Below are 16,769 nucleotides of genomic sequence, written 5' to 3' on the forward strand. Positions count from 1 at the left end.
GTTATTTTTTCTGATAGAGATGCTCTTGGTATCGTAGCATGAAGCGTAAAAATGGAAGACCTAGCAAATAACATACTAACAACTGGCTAATGCCAATCTGTACCATGAAGAGCGGAGCTTGTTGCCAACTGTGGGACAAGTATCCCAACATGGCACCAATGATTACCGCATTCACAATCACAGGAGGCAATGGTGCTAGCCAACGATTTGGCATTTTACTTGTTAACCATGCAGCTAGTAAAGTAGCTAGACTACCTATAATTGCATCGATTAAACCATTTGTACCAAAAAGATTTGCAATAAAAGTACCGATAAATAGTGCTGGGATCGCTAACGGTGTAAGAAATGGTAAAACAGTTAATACCTCAGAAAATCGAATCTGTATAGCAGAGTACGAGAGTATATACAGAGGCGGATTTAGGGTAAGAACAACATAGAGCGCTGCAATACAAGCTATGATCGTGATCCCTCGGGTGGATGTCCAACTTGTGTTGTGATTGTTATGATTCGACATATTTCTTGCACTTCCTCAATTTTAAATTGCATGATTAAGTCTTTTCTATTCTACCTTCGTACAAAAAGAAATGCAAAATGAATAAACTCATCATTGAGATAGGGAGCGGAAATATAAATGAGTTTTGTTGACGAGGTTTATCAATTATATCGAGATCAATTGAAAGATGATGAAGATGACGCGGTGGCAATTGTTTTAAATATTTTAGAGGATCAGACAAGGGAAAATGTCATGCAGTTAATAGAACAGATGAATGAAGATGAGGTTGTACAGATGATGGGGGTTTACTTGGTAGAAATGATTAAAATGAAGATGGCTCAGGATGGGAAGTTACCTCAGCTTCGAAATCATAATTCAACACAACGTTTTCATTAAGCTAGAATAAGGAATGCAAATTCTTTATTGTCAAGATTTTGCATTCCTTTTATATGTAACACTTTCAGGATGCATTTAGAGAGAGTTGTTATGCATAGAGAAAAATAAATATATAGGAGGTGAGGTGGTATGGTCAATGAAGAAATCCAAAATAAATCGAATCATGATCAAATAGATTTAGCAATGAAGTTAAATCAACTTTTACTAAACAATTTAGATATAACAGATAGAGTGGTACTACAAGGTATGATGAAACGTTCGATGAATGCCATCAATAGAGCGGTACAAGAGAAAGATAAATATTATTTTTTAATTCAAACGATGGATTCAATCATTGAAAAAGCACCAGTTTTATCTGACGATTTAACGTTATATATAAATCTTGATCCTAATCAGTTGAAAATGTCAAAAGATATATTAACAGAGAAAGGTTATTTTGTCGGTCATCTCACCATTGATCAACTTGATACTCCCTCTATCGTTTTACGAGTGAATATTCCGGCCGGTGAGCCAATCGCTTTTGCAGAGAATCAAGGTTTATATTATGGATTGATCAGGAGAGGAACTTCTCATCATATCAAAGGACGTACTGTGCGACAGAAAGATGGGCATTCATATCTTGAGTTGGCAGCAGAATTATTGGAATACCAAATAAATTTAGTAGATTTAGAGGGAATCCGAGCAGAGACAGACCGAACAGCCATTGCAAATTCGGGATTGGTTCCCGCACATGTGGAGAAGTTAAAAGAAATTGCGATTGAAACCTATACTTATATTATGTTTCGTCCTGTTAATCGATTAGCAACAAGTTTGATTGCGAAGGGTGCAGCGACAAAAGAGAAGAGTATTCACGGTAAAAGTTCTGACTGGGGTCCAATGGCAGGCTATATTCCTTATGACCAAGATTTATCGAAGCTACATGGATCAAAAGTAGAGGTGGATTGGGGAAATAGGGAAAACAAGCGAACGATAGAGCAGAAGGATGAATATGGAAATCCATCCGTTGTGAAGCTATACCTAGAATTGGATATAGATCGACAGAGAGAGCTGGAAATAAAAGATGTTTTAAAGCTTGGACCCATATACGAAGAGTCTGGTTGTGTCTATTCAAACCTGTTTGTAAAAAATGAGACTTATCAGTTTCGGGTAGATCATAATACTAGGATTGTAGAATATAGAACTAGATTAGGTCGACAAACATGCTTAGGAGAAACCTTTTCGTGGAAACCGATCGAAATATTGGGTAGGATGTTTGATCGAACCCCAAAACCACTTACGGCTGATTATGATTTATTTGCTTTAGCACCAGATATTCAAATGGCAAAAGCGCAAATTCCAAGGAAGGTTTGGGAGGAACGAGTTGCTGAAAGAGAAGGAATCATCGAAAAGAATAATAATTATCTAGAGTTGATGTATCAATATGGCTTTATTAGAAAAGAAAATGAAGATAGAAGTAATTTAACAAAATGGCAACAAGATATGGTGAATCGATTAAATACAGCAGTTATCGAGGCTGGTTATACTGGTGGAGCTGTAATTAATCATGGAACGGAACAAGATAACGTACGTAATCCAGAGCAAGATCAGGAAATCTTTATTATTGCTCCTGATGGTTCAGTTGTATTAACAAAGAGTTGGCAAGATACACAAAAATTTATTGCCAAAAATATCATTGCAAATAACTACCTTTTTTATATAAATCCGTCATATAACAAAATAGCCCCAGGAAATAAAAAACAGATTAATTGGGAGAATAGCATTCAGTCTGACTTGAAAAGTGAAACATTAGTAAGCCTTATGAAGGAAAATTTTAAGTCATCAGTTTCTAAGAAACTTGAATTAAAGAGTAAGTTAAAAACTCAACAAGTGAGTAACTCTACATTTCATCAGCCACGCAATATCAAGTACATTGTTGAACGCATTAAGCAAGATAATTCAAGGAATTTTTTTCGATAATACAAAACAGGTGAATGAGCTAGTAGCCATAAAGGTAAGATTGATCATTATTATGGATATAAGAGATACACTCTGCTGCATGAATAAGGAATTAATATATATTAAATGAATATAGGTTCTTTTACCTCTATATAGAATGTTATAATAAATTTATCGAAAAAAGAATGTATATGTTGATTTTCCCACGCATGAGGAGGGATGATCATGAAAAGGTTTTCAGCGTTTTTATTATGGATATTGCTTTGTTTTTCTTTGTTGCCAGGAATTGTAACTGCGGAGCAGAAAAATTCACAAGATGAACAAGTACCAGCTGGGAATCCTACATTATCCTATCAATTCTCCAATGATCGGAAATCGGCAACTATTAGTATAAAAAATGCACAATCTGTAAATGGATATTGGTCTCTTGATTATCCAGACGGCTCTGGACATGTAGATGTAGTAGGCGCGAATAGAGATAAGTCTAGTATAGAGGCTAATTTGATTATGCCAGGTTCAGTAATTGTAAAATTTACAGGTGAAGTAAATGGGAAAGCATTTGAACAGGCAATGACGATCACCACAAAACCAGTCTCTTTCATCGCTTTAACGGATGAAAATTCGCTTCAGCTAAAAGGTGTTGTGGGCTACAACCAGAAACGAAATGGTAAATGGAATGTCTATATGAATGATCAGAAATTCTACAGTTTTGATGAAACACCAGGAAAACCAATTGATTCCTTATGGCCACATTTACTTTTCAACTATTTTCATTCAGTGAAGAAGTTTCGATACGAATTTGTTGGAACTGACAATAACTCCCCATTATTGATTTTGCAAGATTTAGCTGTTGAAAAAGACGATTCCAAACAGATTGAAGAGCACCATCAGTTTCAAGAGAATGGAAGCTTAAAAGTGGATCTCTCTTTAAAAGATGGACAAGATCTAACTGGGACGTGGAAAGTCACGATAAAAGATAAAGTAAAGACAGAAGTGAATAAAAAAGGTGCAGTAAGTATTATTTTTGCAAAAAATGAGCTGCCTTCAGGTCAATCACCAATATATGTCGAATATTTTGGAATAAAAAATGATGACCTCTCTTTATCTAAAGTGCGTGTATTTACTAGTAAAAAAGATGCAACGATAGAAAATAATTCACCACCTGAAAATCCACCTGGCACCGATGGAGGAAAAGATCAGAATAATAATCCACCTGGCACCGATGGAGAAAAAGACCAGAACAATAATCCACCTGGCACCGATGGAGGAAAAGACCAGAACAATAATCCATCTGGCACCGATGGAGAAAAAGACCAGAACAATAATCCACCTGGCTCCGATGGAGGAAAAGACCAGAACAATAATCCACCTGGCTCCGATGGAGGAAAAGATCAGAACAATAATCCACCCAAGGACGATCAGACGTCTATTTTAAAAGTTGAATCGGTGCCAACCACAGATGGCTATGACATAAAAGCGCATCTGGAGCCTAATCCTGGGCAACAGAGTAAATGGGATTGGGTTGTTCAACCGATCAATCCTAATGGCGAGGAAGTAAAAGGATTGTTACGTGAAGGAAAGCAACAATCCTCTGTATTTCAAGTTCATTATAAGAAAGAGGAACTTTCCGCTGGTGAGTGGACATTCAAAGTTTCTTATCAAGGAAAAGTGAACGGAGAGGAAAAGAAAGGTTCAGCAGAAAATAAGCTAAAGGTCGATTCAAATAATTTGAAAACCGTTCCAATCAATGTCTCATCAACTTGGAATCATGATCAATTAAGTTTAATTGGAGAGATTCAAGCGAAATTAGTGTTAGGAACTTGGAAATGGACGATCAAGGATGGGATGACAAAAGAATTTAGAAATGGTAATCAAAAAAGTGAATGGATGATTCAAAAAGAAGCGTTACCAAAAGACACTTTTGCTGTTGTAGTAGAATTTAGTGGGCAGGTGGATGGTCAGCAATCAGTTGGAAAAACTGTATTCACTGTACAAATTGAGCAGACTCAAGGTTCAGGTCAAAATGATCAGGATCAACAAAACGATGCTACAAAACCTCCAGCTGGTGGACCGCTTCCGAAAACAGCGAGTGCAAATCCAATCTATTTGATGATCGGGATTGTGTTACTTCTTGTAGGTGGAATTGTGTATCATCGACTAAATAATCATGCAAAGAGGTAACATTTTAAACGGTTAAAGCTCGTGGAATTCATTCTAGAGTTGTTTGTGTCCGATTTTTGATGACCATATTTGTTCAAAATTATCGGTTCTTCCGATGATTTTCTTTTTTTTTATGTGTCTCATAAACTATTTCCAGTATACAGTATTTCGTTGCATATACATAATTATCTGAATTATAATAATAGGTAGATATAGAATCTGATCCCATTCATATATATGAACAAAATTTTTCAATAGATCGGGTAGTAAATATTTCTAATCTTACAATCTATTGGAGGTGTATAATGAGAAGCTTATTTCGCAAAAAGTCGATTGCTGAATTATTAGATGTAGCAAAGAGCAAAAATTCATCATTAAAAAAAGAACTTGGAGCTTTTGACCTAACAATGTTAGGAATGGGAGCGATTATTGGTACAGGGATTTTTGTGTTAACTGGAGTGGTAGCGGCTGAACATGCCGGACCGGCGATTATTCTTTCTTTTATTATTTCTGGGTTCACCTGTGTTTTCGCTGCTCTTTGCTATGCAGAGTTTGCCTCTTCAGTACCGGTTTCTGGGAGCGCTTACACTTATAGCTATGCGACATTTGGTGAGTTTATCGCTTGGGTGATTGGATGGAATTTAATCTTAGAATATGGATTAGCTTCATCTTCTGTTGCTAGCGGATGGTCAGGTTATTTTCAAGGTCTAATTTCAGGCTTTGGTCTCCATATTCCAAAGCCGATTTCAAGTGCATACAATCCTGCAAATGGGACATATGTTGATGTACCGGCAATGATCATCGTTTTTTTAATTGCTTTTCTCTTATCGAATGGAGTGCGGAATTCCACTAGATTTAATAATGTGCTGGTAATGATCAAAGTTGCTGTGGTTCTCCTGTTTTTAGCAGTCGGTGTCAATTATGTAAAACCTGAAAACTGGACCCCCTTTATGCCTAACCAATTTACAGGAGTAGCAACAGGCGCAGCTACAGTTTTTTTTGCATATATAGGTTTTGATGCTGTTTCGACAGCTGCTGAAGAAGTGAAAAAACCACAGCGTGATCTCCCAATTGGCATTATTAGTTCGTTAGGAATTTGTACTTTGCTTTATGTAGTCGTAAGTGCTGTGTTAACGGGTATTATCCCTTATCAAAAACTGAATGTTAAAAATCCAGTTGCTTTTGCCATCCAATCGATTCATCAAGATTGGGTAGCTGGTTTTATTTCGGTAGGTGCAATTTTAGGGATTACAACTGTTCTACTCGTAATGATGTATGGACAGACAAGACTTTTATATGCGATTAGTCGAGATGGCCTGTTGCCAACTATCTTTTCACGCATCAATCAGAAAAAGAAAATTCCATTAGTTAATACTTGGATCACAGCAGCAATTGTTGCCATATTCACTGGATTTATACCGCTTGCCAAGTTAGCCGAACTGACCAATATTGGGACATTGTCCGCTTTTATCATGGTCTCAGTTGGCATTTTGGTTCTTCGTCGCTCTCAGCCGGATCTCAAGCGTGCTTTTAAAGTACCCTTAGTACCAGTTATTCCGATTTTATCGGTTCTTTTTTGTAGTTATTTAATTATGCAACTTTCTGGGATCACTTGGATTGGATTTGCGATCTGGGTCTTCATTGGGTTCGTGATTTATTTTGCATATGGGCGTAAACATAGTCATTTGGAAGCTGAAAGTGTAAAAGAACAGAAAACCTCAGCATAAATAAACAAACCAAAGCCTTGGGTAAGTGCTCTGGGCTTTGGTTTGTTTGATATGAATATTGATTAATAATTAAAATAAACATATGGGTCTTTTGGTGCTTGAGTAGGAGTAGCTTTTTCTATTAGTAATAAGGGACTTGGAAAATCAAATACTTTAATGGTCGATAATCTCCCTGTCACTTCATACCAGCGGTTGTTATGTATAGGGAGGTTATTTTTATTTTCTATCACAAAACCTATCATACTGGCATCTGCTGTACAACAGGAGAGGACAAAACGACCCAAAATCATATGCTCATCTTGCTGATAGGCCATACCTTTTAGGTGGACTTGTTTTCCTTTTACCTTTTCTGCAAACATTTCCATTGCACTTAGATAATTAGCAAAGTTACTTTCTGTTAACTTGATCGGTTCTTTTTGTTTTAGCATGGCAATTAAGTTCTGAACATTGGGATCATTTGGATCACCTAGTTCAGAAGGTTTATTTGTTTCTATAGAAGGAATTGGCTGCTTTTTTTGTTGTTGGCTAGTTTTTGTTACGAGTGTACCCTTTTGATTTGCCATTGACGCATCTAAGGCTTTGGGAGGAATGAATAGATAAGTAACAAGCGGTAGCAGTACAAATAGATAACCCCAAAAACCAACAGGATGCAATTCTTTTTCTCTTAAATGAATTGCTTGAATCCATCCTAAAATAATAAAGAGGATGATGCTTATATATGTCCAGATATGAAAGCGGGGGTGAAGCAATAGGGGTAATTGGTCAAGGAGAATGAGTGAGATTAGCATGATAGCCATTCCAAAGCAGATCAACATTCGAATCCAGGCAGTCAAGTGAAATGCCTCCTAATATATATTCAAAATAAAAGTATGACAGTTGTATATGTCAATATCATACATCCGATCAATAAAAACAAAACAACAGGTAGACGGAAAGCGGATAAAAGCATCATGACATTTTTAATATCCATCATGGGTCCAAAGACGAGAAAAGCGAGTAGTGCAGATTGATCCACAAATGTTCGGAAGGAAGCGGCAACAAATGCATCAGCAGAAGAACAAATCGATAGGACATAAGCGAGAAACATCAATAGAAAGACTGCCCACCACTCTGAAGAAATGGTTTGCCTCAACACCGATAAGCCAATAGTGGTTTGGAAGATTGCAGCGATTGCAACACCAAAGACAAAAAACTTGCCCATATTCATCCATTCAAAAACAGCATGATATAGCGCATGCTTCATTCGATAAAACATAGAAGATGGATGATGAGTATGTTCATGATGTGAAACTTCGCCATGATCGTGTGATGGATCGTGATGTAAATGATTCGTGTTTTCAGCTTGTTGGTGATCATGATCACAATGGACATCACAGGATGATTGATTTTGATCAATACGTAAAACGGAACGGTTCATAAAAACAAAGCAAAAGATAAAACCCATCAGGATTGCGATCATGGCACCTAGCAGAGTACGTGCAAGAGCCGTGTGCATACCTAAATCAGCAAAGGCTAGATATGTAGATAAGATGGTGACAGGATTAACGATTGGAGCTGCTAATAAAAAAGTAATGGCTACATAAGGAGGTAACCCCTTTTGAATTAAACGGCGAACAATTGGGACAATCCCACATTCGCAGATTGGCAGAACCAGTCCAAGTACGGAAGCGATCGGAATCGAAAGTATGGGCTGTCGAGGAATGTATCGCCAGATATGTTCTTCTTGTACGAAGATATGTATGAGACTTGAAACCAAAACACCTATCAAAATAAAAGGAACGCCTTCGATAAAAATACTGAGAAAAATAGTGATACCATTTTGGAATTTTGGCGCTACTTCAGGGCGAATTTCTGTAAACCAAGCATTAAATTGAAGCAACCAATTAATGCCGGAATTTAATAGGAGAATAAATAAGCCAAAAACAACAATAATGGAAAGTTCAATCGAGTATTTTCGTAGTTGGGTTCGCATGCAAAACCACCTTAAATCATTATGATTACGATTTATTTTGTTTTTCAGTCTATATGAATCATTACGGTAAAGTCAATAAAATTGTTTTTTAATTTTTACAGTCGATTTGATTTTATAAATAAACATAAAAAGGATGTTAATTGTTATTAAATGGATGGTTGACAGCGTTTTCATGAATGGTATTATTTGAATATGAAATGTTACAGATTTACATGAAGTAACATAGAATCACATCTCAAGGGGGATGAAGATGAAAAAAATTGTGATATCTGTTCTAGCTATTATTTCTCTACTTGCACTTGCAGCTTGTGGTAATTCCCCAAATGCTCAGAAGAAGATCAGCGGGGTTCCTGATGGTGTCCAGGGTGGAAAGCGAATTGCAGTAATTCGTAATTTAACCTCAGATGACCATACCAAACAGTTTTTAGATGGAGCACGCACTGAAGGACAAGCTTTTGGGTTTAAAGTGGATACTTTTATATCCAATGGTGACGATGCTCGTTTCCAAGAACTCGTCAACCAAGCGATTCAAGGGAATTACGATGGTCTTATTATTTCGCATGGTAAAAAACCATACTCTTATCAAATGATCAAGCCTGCAGTTGATAAAGGGATTAAAGTCGTTACCTTTGATACGATCATTGATTCTAATGGAAAAACCCTGAAAGATGTGACGACCACTTTCCAAGATGATAAAAAATTGGCTGAGATGTCGCTAACAGAAATCGCAGCACTTTCAAAAAATGGGAAGCCAGTTAACGTAATCAAACTTTGGTTTGGTGGATTGCCTCCACTTGACAAACGCGACACCATATATCAAAAGTTTGAAAAAGAAAATAAGATTAAAACACTAGAAACCATTGGACCGACTAACATGCAGGATGTACAAGGGGATATTAATGCGAAAGTAAGCTCTATTCTTTCCAAATATCCAGCAGGAACTGTTGATGCTGTTTGGGCCTCCTGGGATGAATTGGCTAAAGGTGCCTATAAAGCAATGAAAGAGAACAAACGAAATGACATGAAGATGATTTCGATTGATATTTCAAATCAAGATATTAATCTAATGCGCGAAAAAGGAAGTACATGGCTTTCTACGGCTGCTGTTGATCCAAAATTAATTGGTACTTTAGATATGAGATTGTTGGCGAAAAAACTAGCAGGTGAACAAGTACCCGCTAGCTTTGAAATTAAAGCTAATTTAATTAAAAAAGATCAACTTACGCCAGAGAGTAACATGGTGAATCTAAATAAAGTGATACAGGGTTGGGGCGAGTCAAAAGAGTTTGATGAGGCTTGGATGCAAAAACTACGTGACCAATATGGAAAGAAATAAGTAGACAATGAGGAAAAGTGATTCTCCTCTCTGACTGATAAAAAACTATTGATGAAAAGAAGCGGTTAATACAATTTGGTAGAAGAAGTAGAAATTATGGAGTCAATATTTCGCGTGCGTAGGGACTTTCAGGCGTTACCAGCCACGACAGTGTAGCGAAGAATAGGCAGTAGTACGTCTGAGGCGATAGCCGATGATACCGCCCTGAGCGAGCAGCCGTGGCGACTTGAAGACATCTCCGTAGCCTGAACTGGAGGCGAAGCGTGAAATATTGACGGAACCATTAAGTTGTCTACAAGCTGTGAGGAGAAGTGATTCTCCTCTCTTCCTTCATCGTGATCATATGAGGTGAAAAAGGTGGCTCAACAACAGATCAAGTTAAAGATGGAAGACATTTCAATCGAGTTCCCAGGTGTTAAAGCATTGTCTAATGCAACATTTGAATTAGAGACAGGTCAAATTCATGCCTTAATCGGTGCAAATGGTGCAGGCAAATCAACCTTGATGAAAGTATTATCTGGTGCTCATGACCATTATACGGGACAGATTTATATGAATCATGAAGTGGTAGAAATTCGTACACCGCGTGATGCAAAAAAATTAGGAATTGATATAGTTCAGCAAGAGGTAGACTCTGCTTTAATTCCTTATTTTGATGTCGCTGAAAACATCATGTTAGATTCCGTTGTCAATAATTCAAAAGGAAAAGCATGGGTAAATTGGTCTCGTCTTCATGAGGATGCTCGTAAGATATTGGAGAGATTGGGAACCAAGATTGATACCAAAAAGAAAGTTTCTGAACTCACGTTAGCGCAAAAACAAATGGTATTGATCGCTCGTGCTTTAGTAGATGAACCGCGCTTTTTAATTTTGGATGAACCGACTGCTCCGCTCAGTCAAAAAGAGACAAGTGAACTCTTCCGAATTGTAAAAGAATTAGCTGCCAAACATCTCGTAGGCATTATCTTTATTTCACATCGACTTCCAGAGTTATTTGAGATTTGTGATGAGATCACAGTTATGCGAAACGGAGAAGTCGTTTCGCGGGAGAAAATTGACCAGATCACGCCTAAACAAGTCGTGGAACAGATGCTAGGACGTTCAATGGAGGAAGCAGAGTGGAAACAGCCCGCTTCAATTGGCAAACAGATATTTGAGACAAAGCAACTTACACAAAAGGATCACTTGGTCAAACAGATCAATATGACAGTTCATAGCGGAGAGATTGTAGGGATTGCTGGATTAGTAGGTGCTGGGAAAACGGAACTGTGTAAAACAATCTTTGGCGTTTTGCCCATTCAATCCGGGCAGATGTTATTACATGGAAACACATTAGATATCCATTCACCGGCTGATGGCGTAGCAGAAGGTCTTGCGCTCGTTCCAGAAGAACGCCGAAAAGAAGGAATATTGATTGATGAAGAAGTTTATAGCAACCTCTCGGCAGCAAATTTATCCAAGTTTTGTCGATTTGGCTTTTTAAAACAAGGAAATGAACGAGAAGCTGCTAGAAAAATGATCACAGATCTTGACATTAAGACACCGAGTGAAAATCAAAAAGTTGGGCTCCTATCCGGCGGTAATCAACAAAAAGTGGCGATTGGAAAATGGTTGATGACAGATGCTGAACTCTTTCTCTTTGATGAACCGACTAAAGGTGTCGATGTTGGGGCGAAAAGCGATATTTTTCATTTGATTTCACGATTAGCAAAAATGGGCAAAGGGATTATCTATGCAACAAGCGAACTTGCAGAAATTCTTGCAGTATCTGACAGAATCTATGTGATGTATGATGGAATGATTGTAAAAGAACTGGTTACAAAGGAAACAAATGAAGAAGAAATTCTTTATTATTCAACAGGGGGGAATTAATCAATGCAGGAGGAGATCAAACAGCGTTCGAACCTTTTTGCCACTTCTGTTGATTATGTCAATCGATGGGGCATTGTGATTGCCATCATCTTATTGATCGGGGTATTTACTGCTTTAATGCCACAATTTCTTTCTACTTCTAATCTCGTTAGTATCCTACAGAGTATCTCAATTGTAACGGTAATTGCAATTGGGTTAACTTTTTCACTATCAACAGATGGCTTTGATCTTTCCGTTGGTTCAACAGCCACGCTTGCTAGCTCTTTAGTTGTATCGATGTTTGTATGGTATAGCATGCCAACGGCTGTTTCTATTGTTGCTGCCTTAGTGATTACTTTGCTGATCGCAGCGATCAACGCTTTTTTAATTGTAAAAGTAAAGATACCAGATCTATTTGCTACGCTTTCAACGATGTTTATTTTTGAAGGGGTTGCCATGACCTATACCGGTGGTGGCTCAATTAGTGAAGGAATGCCGAGATTAGATGGAACCCCAACCAACGGTAAATTGAGTGAGACTTTTACAAGTATGGGACAAGCTCCTACCATTATCATCATTATGGTAGTTGTGGTGATTTTGGCGCATGTGATCCTCACTTATACAAAGTATGGTCGTTATTTCTATGCGATTGGTGGAAATCAGGAAGCGGCACGTTACTCAGGCATTCCGGTCAATAAATATCGGACAATCGCTTACTTTCTCTCAACACTACTTGCTGCAATTGGTGGCTTGCTATTAGCAGCAAAAGTTGGTTCTGCACAAATTAATTCTGGCGCAGGTTATCTTATGCCCGCTGTGGCTGCTGCTTTTATTGGCTCATCTTTCCGAGGACTTGGTAAACCAAATGCCATTGGAACTTTTGTGGGAGCGATATTGGTAGGTGTTTTAGAGAATGGTCTTGTTATGTTGTCCGTACCCTACTACTCGCTTAACATTATTAAGGGCGCAGTATTAGCGATTGCTCTAGCCTCTACTTATTACAAAAAATCATAAACAAGCTGTTGTGTGATGCAATGTTTTAGAGGGAGATGTTATAGGATGTCGAAATTCGAAACCTATTTCTTAATGAGTTCAGCCGATGTAGTCGAATATGCCAAGGAGAAATTAGACTTATTTGCGACAGATGCAAAGCTCGAATGTGCTGAAATTGGTGATGGCAACTTAAATTATGTTTTCCGCGTTCGTGATCCCAAGACAGATACGTCTGTGATTATCAAGCAAGCAGGAGATACAGCACGGATTTCCGATGATTTCAAACTCTCGACCGAACGAATTAAGATCGAATCAGAAGTGTTACAACTTGAAGGGAAATTAGCACCAGGAAGAGTTCCTGATGTATATTTCTACGATGGCGTTATGAATTGCTGTGCGATGGAAGATTTATCAGATTATGTGATCCTCCGGCAAGCATTAATCGAACAGCAGCAATTTCCGTTATTTGCAGATCATATTACGACGTTTTTAGTGAATACTTTGCTGTTAACTTCGGATGTTGTTCTTGAACATAAACAAAAGAAACAAATGGTTAAGAAATATATCAACCCAGAGCTCTGTGAGATTACGGAAGACCTTGTTTACACAGAGCCTTATCAAGATGTTCGCGGACGAAATGAATTGTTCTCACCTAATCGTGAATGGATCGAGCGCGAGATTTATGGAGACACAGAATTACATCTAGAAGCAGCAAAGTGTAAGTTTCAATTTATGAATCATGCACAAGCGTTGATTCATGGAGATTTGCATACAGGTTCTGTTTTTATTCGACTTGATGATACAAAAGTGATCGATCCTGAGTTTGCCTTTTACGGTCCGATGGGTTATGACATCGGAAATGTGATAGCCAATCTTTTGTTCGCTTGGGCACATGCAAATGCAATTGATGAATCACGTCAACAACCAGGCTTTCTCGCGTGGATTGAGCAGACTGTGGTTGAGGTGATTGATCAATTTAAAGAGAAATTTCTAAAATCATGGCAAGAAAACGCAACAGACGTAATGGCTAAGGAATCAGGTTTTGCCACTTGGTATCTTTCGCAAGTAATAGAAGATACAGCGGCAGTAACTGGACTTGAAATGATTAGACGGATTGTTGGGTTAGCGAAAGTAAAAGATATTACCTCAATTGAGGATGTAGAGCAGCGAATCAATGCGGAACGTATCTGTTTAATAGCGGCCAAACGATTGATAAAAGAACGTGCAACAATTCGCTCAGGAATTGATTTTCTATCTGTATTTAAAGGAAGGGTGTCACAGTGAAGACCATTCTACCTATTCAATGGAAAAATGATATACTTATTTTATTAGATCAAACTCTTCTGCCTAATGAAGTAGTTTATGAAGAGTTTGAAACAATCGAAGGGGTTTGGGATGCCATACAGGTGATGAAAGTGCGTGGTGCTCCAGCTATAGGTGTATCGGCGGCATATGGTTTGTACCTTGGAATTCGCAATGCAACTGAGAGAGATTTTCCTTCTTTCTATGAAGAATTAACAATCAAAGCAGCTTATTTGGCATCATCTCGTCCTACTGCTGTCAATCTTTTTTGGGCAATTAACAGGCTGAAACAAACAGCAGAGCAGAACAAACATTTACCTATTTCTGAGATCAAGCAGTTACTTTTAGAAGAAGCGATTACTATTCATCATGAAGATGAGGAGATCAATCGCAATATTGGAGAAAACCTACTAACGCTTCTCCAAGATGGAATGGGAATTTTGACACATTGTAATGCTGGTGCTTTAGCGACCACCAAGTATGGTACTGCGACTGCGCCAATGTATCTTGCTCATGAGCGCGGTTGGAATTTGAAAATTTTTTCCGATGAGACTCGTCCACGACTTCAGGGATCGATGTTAACAGCTTTTGAATTACAACAAGCAGGCCTTGATGTGACAGTGATCACTGATAATATGGCAGCAGTTGTCATGTCTCAAGGTAAGATTAACGCTGTAATCGTGGGCTGTGATCGTGTGGCGGCAAATGGTGATACTGCAAATAAAATTGGAACATTAGGTGTTTCTATCTTAGCAAAACACTACGGAATTCCTTTTTATGTGGCTGCTCCCACACCAACGATTGATCTAGAGACACCAACAGGTGCTGAAATCCCGATTGAAGAACGGGAAACATCAGAAGTTACTCATCGATTTGGTATCGCTACAGCTCCAGAAAATGTACAGGTCTATAATCCTTCCTTTGATGTAACACCACATGAAAATATTACGGCAATCGTGACAGAAAGAGGGATTGTGAAACCAAATTACCAAGAGAATCTGGTAAAGGTGATGAAGAGACCATAGTCAAGGATCGTGATGTGAAATGAACCTAACACCTGACCAAAGGAGAAATAAAATCATAGATATCTTGGAACAGCATGATTTTGTGGATTTCACCTATTTCGGTCAGTACTTTAATGTTTCTGAGATGACGATCCGTCGAGATATTGAATACTTGGAGAGAGCAGGAGAGGTAGTACGCGTTTATGGTGGAGCAAAATTACGAAATGATCGTGGGTATGAGGCATCGATACAAGAAAGATTAAAAACAAATCATAAAGAGAAGCAAGTAATCGCCAAGCAAGCTGCGGCGCAGATTTTCGATGGTGATGTGATTGCTTTAGACGGGAGTACGACAGCGCTTGAAGTAAGTAAATTGATCAAAGATCGTAAAAATCTGACGGTGATTACAAATAATATTAGCATAGCGATTGAGCTTTCAACTGCTGTCGATATTCAGACTGTTTTGTTGGGTGGTTTTGTTCGTGGAAGTTCGCTTTCTTTGGTAGGTGCTATGGTTGAGCAATCATTAGGCGCATTCTATATTGATAAAACATTTATTTCAAGTCGGGCACTTCATTATACAGAAGGTTTAACTGATATCACGGTTGAAGAGGGAGAGGCTAAGAAGGCAATGGTTGAGAAATCGAATCGAGTCTATGTCCTTGTTGACCATACAAAGCTGGATAATCTCTCATTTTTCCATGTTATTGACCGTGAGAAGATAGATGTGATCATTACAGATCAGCTTGTCCCATTCACCCAGGAGCAACAGCAACTCATTGAAAACTTTCGAACTGATGGAATCGAGGTCATGATCAGTAGCGATGATTAGATATCTTCATATCGATGAGATAGGAGTTTAGAAAATGCTATTGAAAGACGAGCGTGAACAAATTGTATTATATGGACAAAAAATGATTCAAAATGGCTTGACCAAAGGGACAGGCGGAAATCTAAGTATCTATAACCGGGAACAACAATTGATGGCGATCAGTCCAAGTGGAATTGATTATTTAGAGACTCGCCTAGAAGACGTGGTGATTTTGAGTTTGGACGGGCACGTAGTTGAAGGTAACCATCAACCCTCCAGTGAATTTGAAATGCATCGTATCTTTTATCTAAAGCGTACAGATATTCATGCAATTGTTCATACCCACTCTCCTTTTGCCTCTACAATCTCTGCTTTGCAAATAGACTTGCCAGCTGCTTCTTATTTGACTGCCTATGCAGGGAAGAATGTGCGTTGCTCCGAATATGCTACGTTTGGGACAAAGGAGCTGGCTGAAAAGGCATACGCAGGTATGAAAAATCGCTATGCAGTTTTACTAGCCAATCATGGGCTACTAGCAGGTGCAGGCAATATACACCGTGCCTTTCATATTGCTGAGGAGATCGAATATTGTGCAGAGATTTTTGTTCGGGCGAGATCAATCGGTGATCCAGTCATCATTCCCGATAATGAGATGGATCGGCTCGTTGAAAAATTTAAAACATATGGAGCATAGCCATTATATTATGCCAAAGCAGCTACTCGTTGACCGAGTAGCTGCTTGGCTTTTGATTATGTAAAGACCAGAAGAATAGGAACTCATCAAATACG

The 16,769-nt window shown here is 38.3% G+C and carries 14 protein-coding genes; 11 read left to right on the plus strand and 3 right to left on the minus strand.

The genetic code is table 11. The features are described from left to right. Position 1: 1 nt before the first annotated feature. Positions 2-514 (minus strand): QueT transporter family protein, encoded by a 513-nt coding sequence (locus BUB71_RS13680; protein WP_073155582.1) that lies wholly within the window; start codon positions 512-514, stop codon positions 2-4. Positions 515-631: 117 nt separating this feature from the next. Between BUB71_RS13680 and BUB71_RS13685 the strand changes: the two genes are divergently transcribed. The 4 genes from BUB71_RS13685 (at position 632) to BUB71_RS13700 (ending at position 6,711) form a co-directional block, all read left to right on the plus strand. After that, positions 632-889 carry a DUF6154 family protein gene (locus tag BUB71_RS13685; RefSeq protein ID WP_073155586.1) on the plus strand — a complete coding sequence of 86 codons (258 nt, stop codon included), beginning with the start codon at positions 632-634 and terminating at the stop codon, positions 887-889. A 129-nt stretch (positions 890-1,018) separates the two neighbouring features. Beyond that, positions 1,019-2,845: an anthrax toxin-like adenylyl cyclase domain-containing protein gene (locus tag BUB71_RS13690; protein WP_073155592.1), complete on the plus strand. Its 1,827-nt coding sequence runs from the start codon at positions 1,019-1,021 to the stop codon at positions 2,843-2,845. 204 nt (positions 2,846-3,049) lie between these two features. Continuing rightward, positions 3,050-5,005: an LPXTG cell wall anchor domain-containing protein gene (locus tag BUB71_RS13695; protein ID WP_073155595.1), complete on the plus strand. Its 1,956-nt coding sequence runs from the start codon at positions 3,050-3,052 to the stop codon at positions 5,003-5,005. 284 nt (positions 5,006-5,289) lie between these two features. Then, positions 5,290-6,711 (plus strand): branched-chain amino acid transporter BcaP, encoded by a 1,422-nt coding sequence (locus BUB71_RS13700; RefSeq protein ID WP_073155598.1) that lies wholly within the window; start codon positions 5,290-5,292, stop codon positions 6,709-6,711. A 62-nt stretch (positions 6,712-6,773) separates the two neighbouring features. Here the strand turns inward: BUB71_RS13700 and BUB71_RS13705 are convergent, their stop codons facing one another. Then, positions 6,774-7,544 (minus strand): TIGR03943 family putative permease subunit, encoded by a 771-nt coding sequence (locus BUB71_RS13705; RefSeq protein ID WP_073155601.1) that lies wholly within the window; start codon positions 7,542-7,544, stop codon positions 6,774-6,776. Between the two features lie 23 nt (positions 7,545-7,567). Then, a complete protein-coding gene (locus BUB71_RS13710; protein ID WP_073155603.1) occupies positions 7,568-8,683 on the minus strand; it encodes a permease in 1,116 nt (371 codons plus the stop codon). 250 nt (positions 8,684-8,933) lie between these two features. Here BUB71_RS13710 and BUB71_RS13715 point away from each other — a divergent pair, with 250 nt between their 5' ends. The 7 genes from BUB71_RS13715 to BUB71_RS13745 all read left to right on the plus strand — a co-directional run bounded on the left by BUB71_RS13715 (position 8,934) and on the right by BUB71_RS13745 (position 16,674). Continuing rightward, positions 8,934-10,019, plus strand: coding sequence for a sugar ABC transporter substrate-binding protein (locus tag BUB71_RS13715; RefSeq protein WP_073155607.1), 1,086 nt, complete (start codon positions 8,934-8,936; stop codon positions 10,017-10,019). 357 nt (positions 10,020-10,376) lie between these two features. Beyond that, entirely contained in the window at positions 10,377-11,891 is a 1,515-nt protein-coding gene (locus BUB71_RS13720) for a sugar ABC transporter ATP-binding protein (RefSeq protein WP_340148303.1), read from the plus strand. A 3-nt stretch (positions 11,892-11,894) separates the two neighbouring features. Continuing rightward, a complete protein-coding gene (locus BUB71_RS13725) occupies positions 11,895-12,884 on the plus strand; it encodes an ABC transporter permease (RefSeq protein WP_073155610.1) in 990 nt (329 codons plus the stop codon). 45 nt (positions 12,885-12,929) lie between these two features. Then, a complete protein-coding gene (mtnK, locus tag BUB71_RS13730; RefSeq protein WP_073155613.1) occupies positions 12,930-14,147 on the plus strand; it encodes an S-methyl-5-thioribose kinase in 1,218 nt (405 codons plus the stop codon). Then, on the plus strand, positions 14,144-15,190 hold the full coding sequence (gene mtnA / locus BUB71_RS13735; protein WP_073155616.1) for an S-methyl-5-thioribose-1-phosphate isomerase: 1,047 nt from the start codon (positions 14,144-14,146) through the stop codon (positions 15,188-15,190). Before mtnK ends, mtnA begins: the two co-directional genes overlap by 4 nt. 19 nt (positions 15,191-15,209) lie before the next feature. Further along, positions 15,210-16,001 (plus strand): DeoR/GlpR family DNA-binding transcription regulator, encoded by a 792-nt coding sequence (locus tag BUB71_RS13740; RefSeq protein WP_073155620.1) that lies wholly within the window; start codon positions 15,210-15,212, stop codon positions 15,999-16,001. Between the two features lie 34 nt (positions 16,002-16,035). Beyond that, positions 16,036-16,674, plus strand: coding sequence for an L-fuculose-phosphate aldolase (locus BUB71_RS13745; protein ID WP_073155623.1), 639 nt, complete (start codon positions 16,036-16,038; stop codon positions 16,672-16,674). Positions 16,675-16,769 lie beyond the last annotated feature (95 nt).

The organism is Seinonella peptonophila, assembly GCF_900129355.1.
GTDB lineage: Bacteria > Bacillota > Bacilli > Thermoactinomycetales > Thermoactinomycetaceae > Seinonella > Seinonella peptonophila.

What these genes read in the sequence shown, in the direction of transcription:
- BUB71_RS13685 (WP_073155586.1), top strand. Translation starts at nt 632, where the DNA reads ATGAGTTTTGTTGACGAGGTTTATCAATTATATCGAGATCAATTGAAA.
- BUB71_RS13740 (WP_073155620.1), top strand. Translation starts at nt 15,210, where the DNA reads ATGAACCTAACACCTGACCAAAGGAGAAATAAAATCATAGATATCTTG.
- BUB71_RS13715 (WP_073155607.1), top strand. Translation starts at nt 8,934, where the DNA reads ATGAAAAAAATTGTGATATCTGTTCTAGCTATTATTTCTCTACTTGCA.
- BUB71_RS13700 (WP_073155598.1), top strand. Translation starts at nt 5,290, where the DNA reads ATGAGAAGCTTATTTCGCAAAAAGTCGATTGCTGAATTATTAGATGTA.
- BUB71_RS13710 (WP_073155603.1), bottom strand. Translation starts at nt 8,683, where the DNA reads ATGCGAACCCAACTACGAAAATACTCGATTGAACTTTCCATTATTGTT.
- BUB71_RS13745 (WP_073155623.1), top strand. Translation starts at nt 16,036, where the DNA reads ATGCTATTGAAAGACGAGCGTGAACAAATTGTATTATATGGACAAAAA.
- BUB71_RS13690 (WP_073155592.1), top strand. Translation starts at nt 1,019, where the DNA reads ATGGTCAATGAAGAAATCCAAAATAAATCGAATCATGATCAAATAGAT.
- BUB71_RS13695 (WP_073155595.1), top strand. Translation starts at nt 3,050, where the DNA reads ATGAAAAGGTTTTCAGCGTTTTTATTATGGATATTGCTTTGTTTTTCT.
- BUB71_RS13680 (WP_073155582.1), bottom strand. Translation starts at nt 514, where the DNA reads ATGTCGAATCATAACAATCACAACACAAGTTGGACATCCACCCGAGGG.
- mtnK (WP_073155613.1), top strand. Translation starts at nt 12,930, where the DNA reads ATGTCGAAATTCGAAACCTATTTCTTAATGAGTTCAGCCGATGTAGTC.
- BUB71_RS13725 (WP_073155610.1), top strand. Translation starts at nt 11,895, where the DNA reads ATGCAGGAGGAGATCAAACAGCGTTCGAACCTTTTTGCCACTTCTGTT.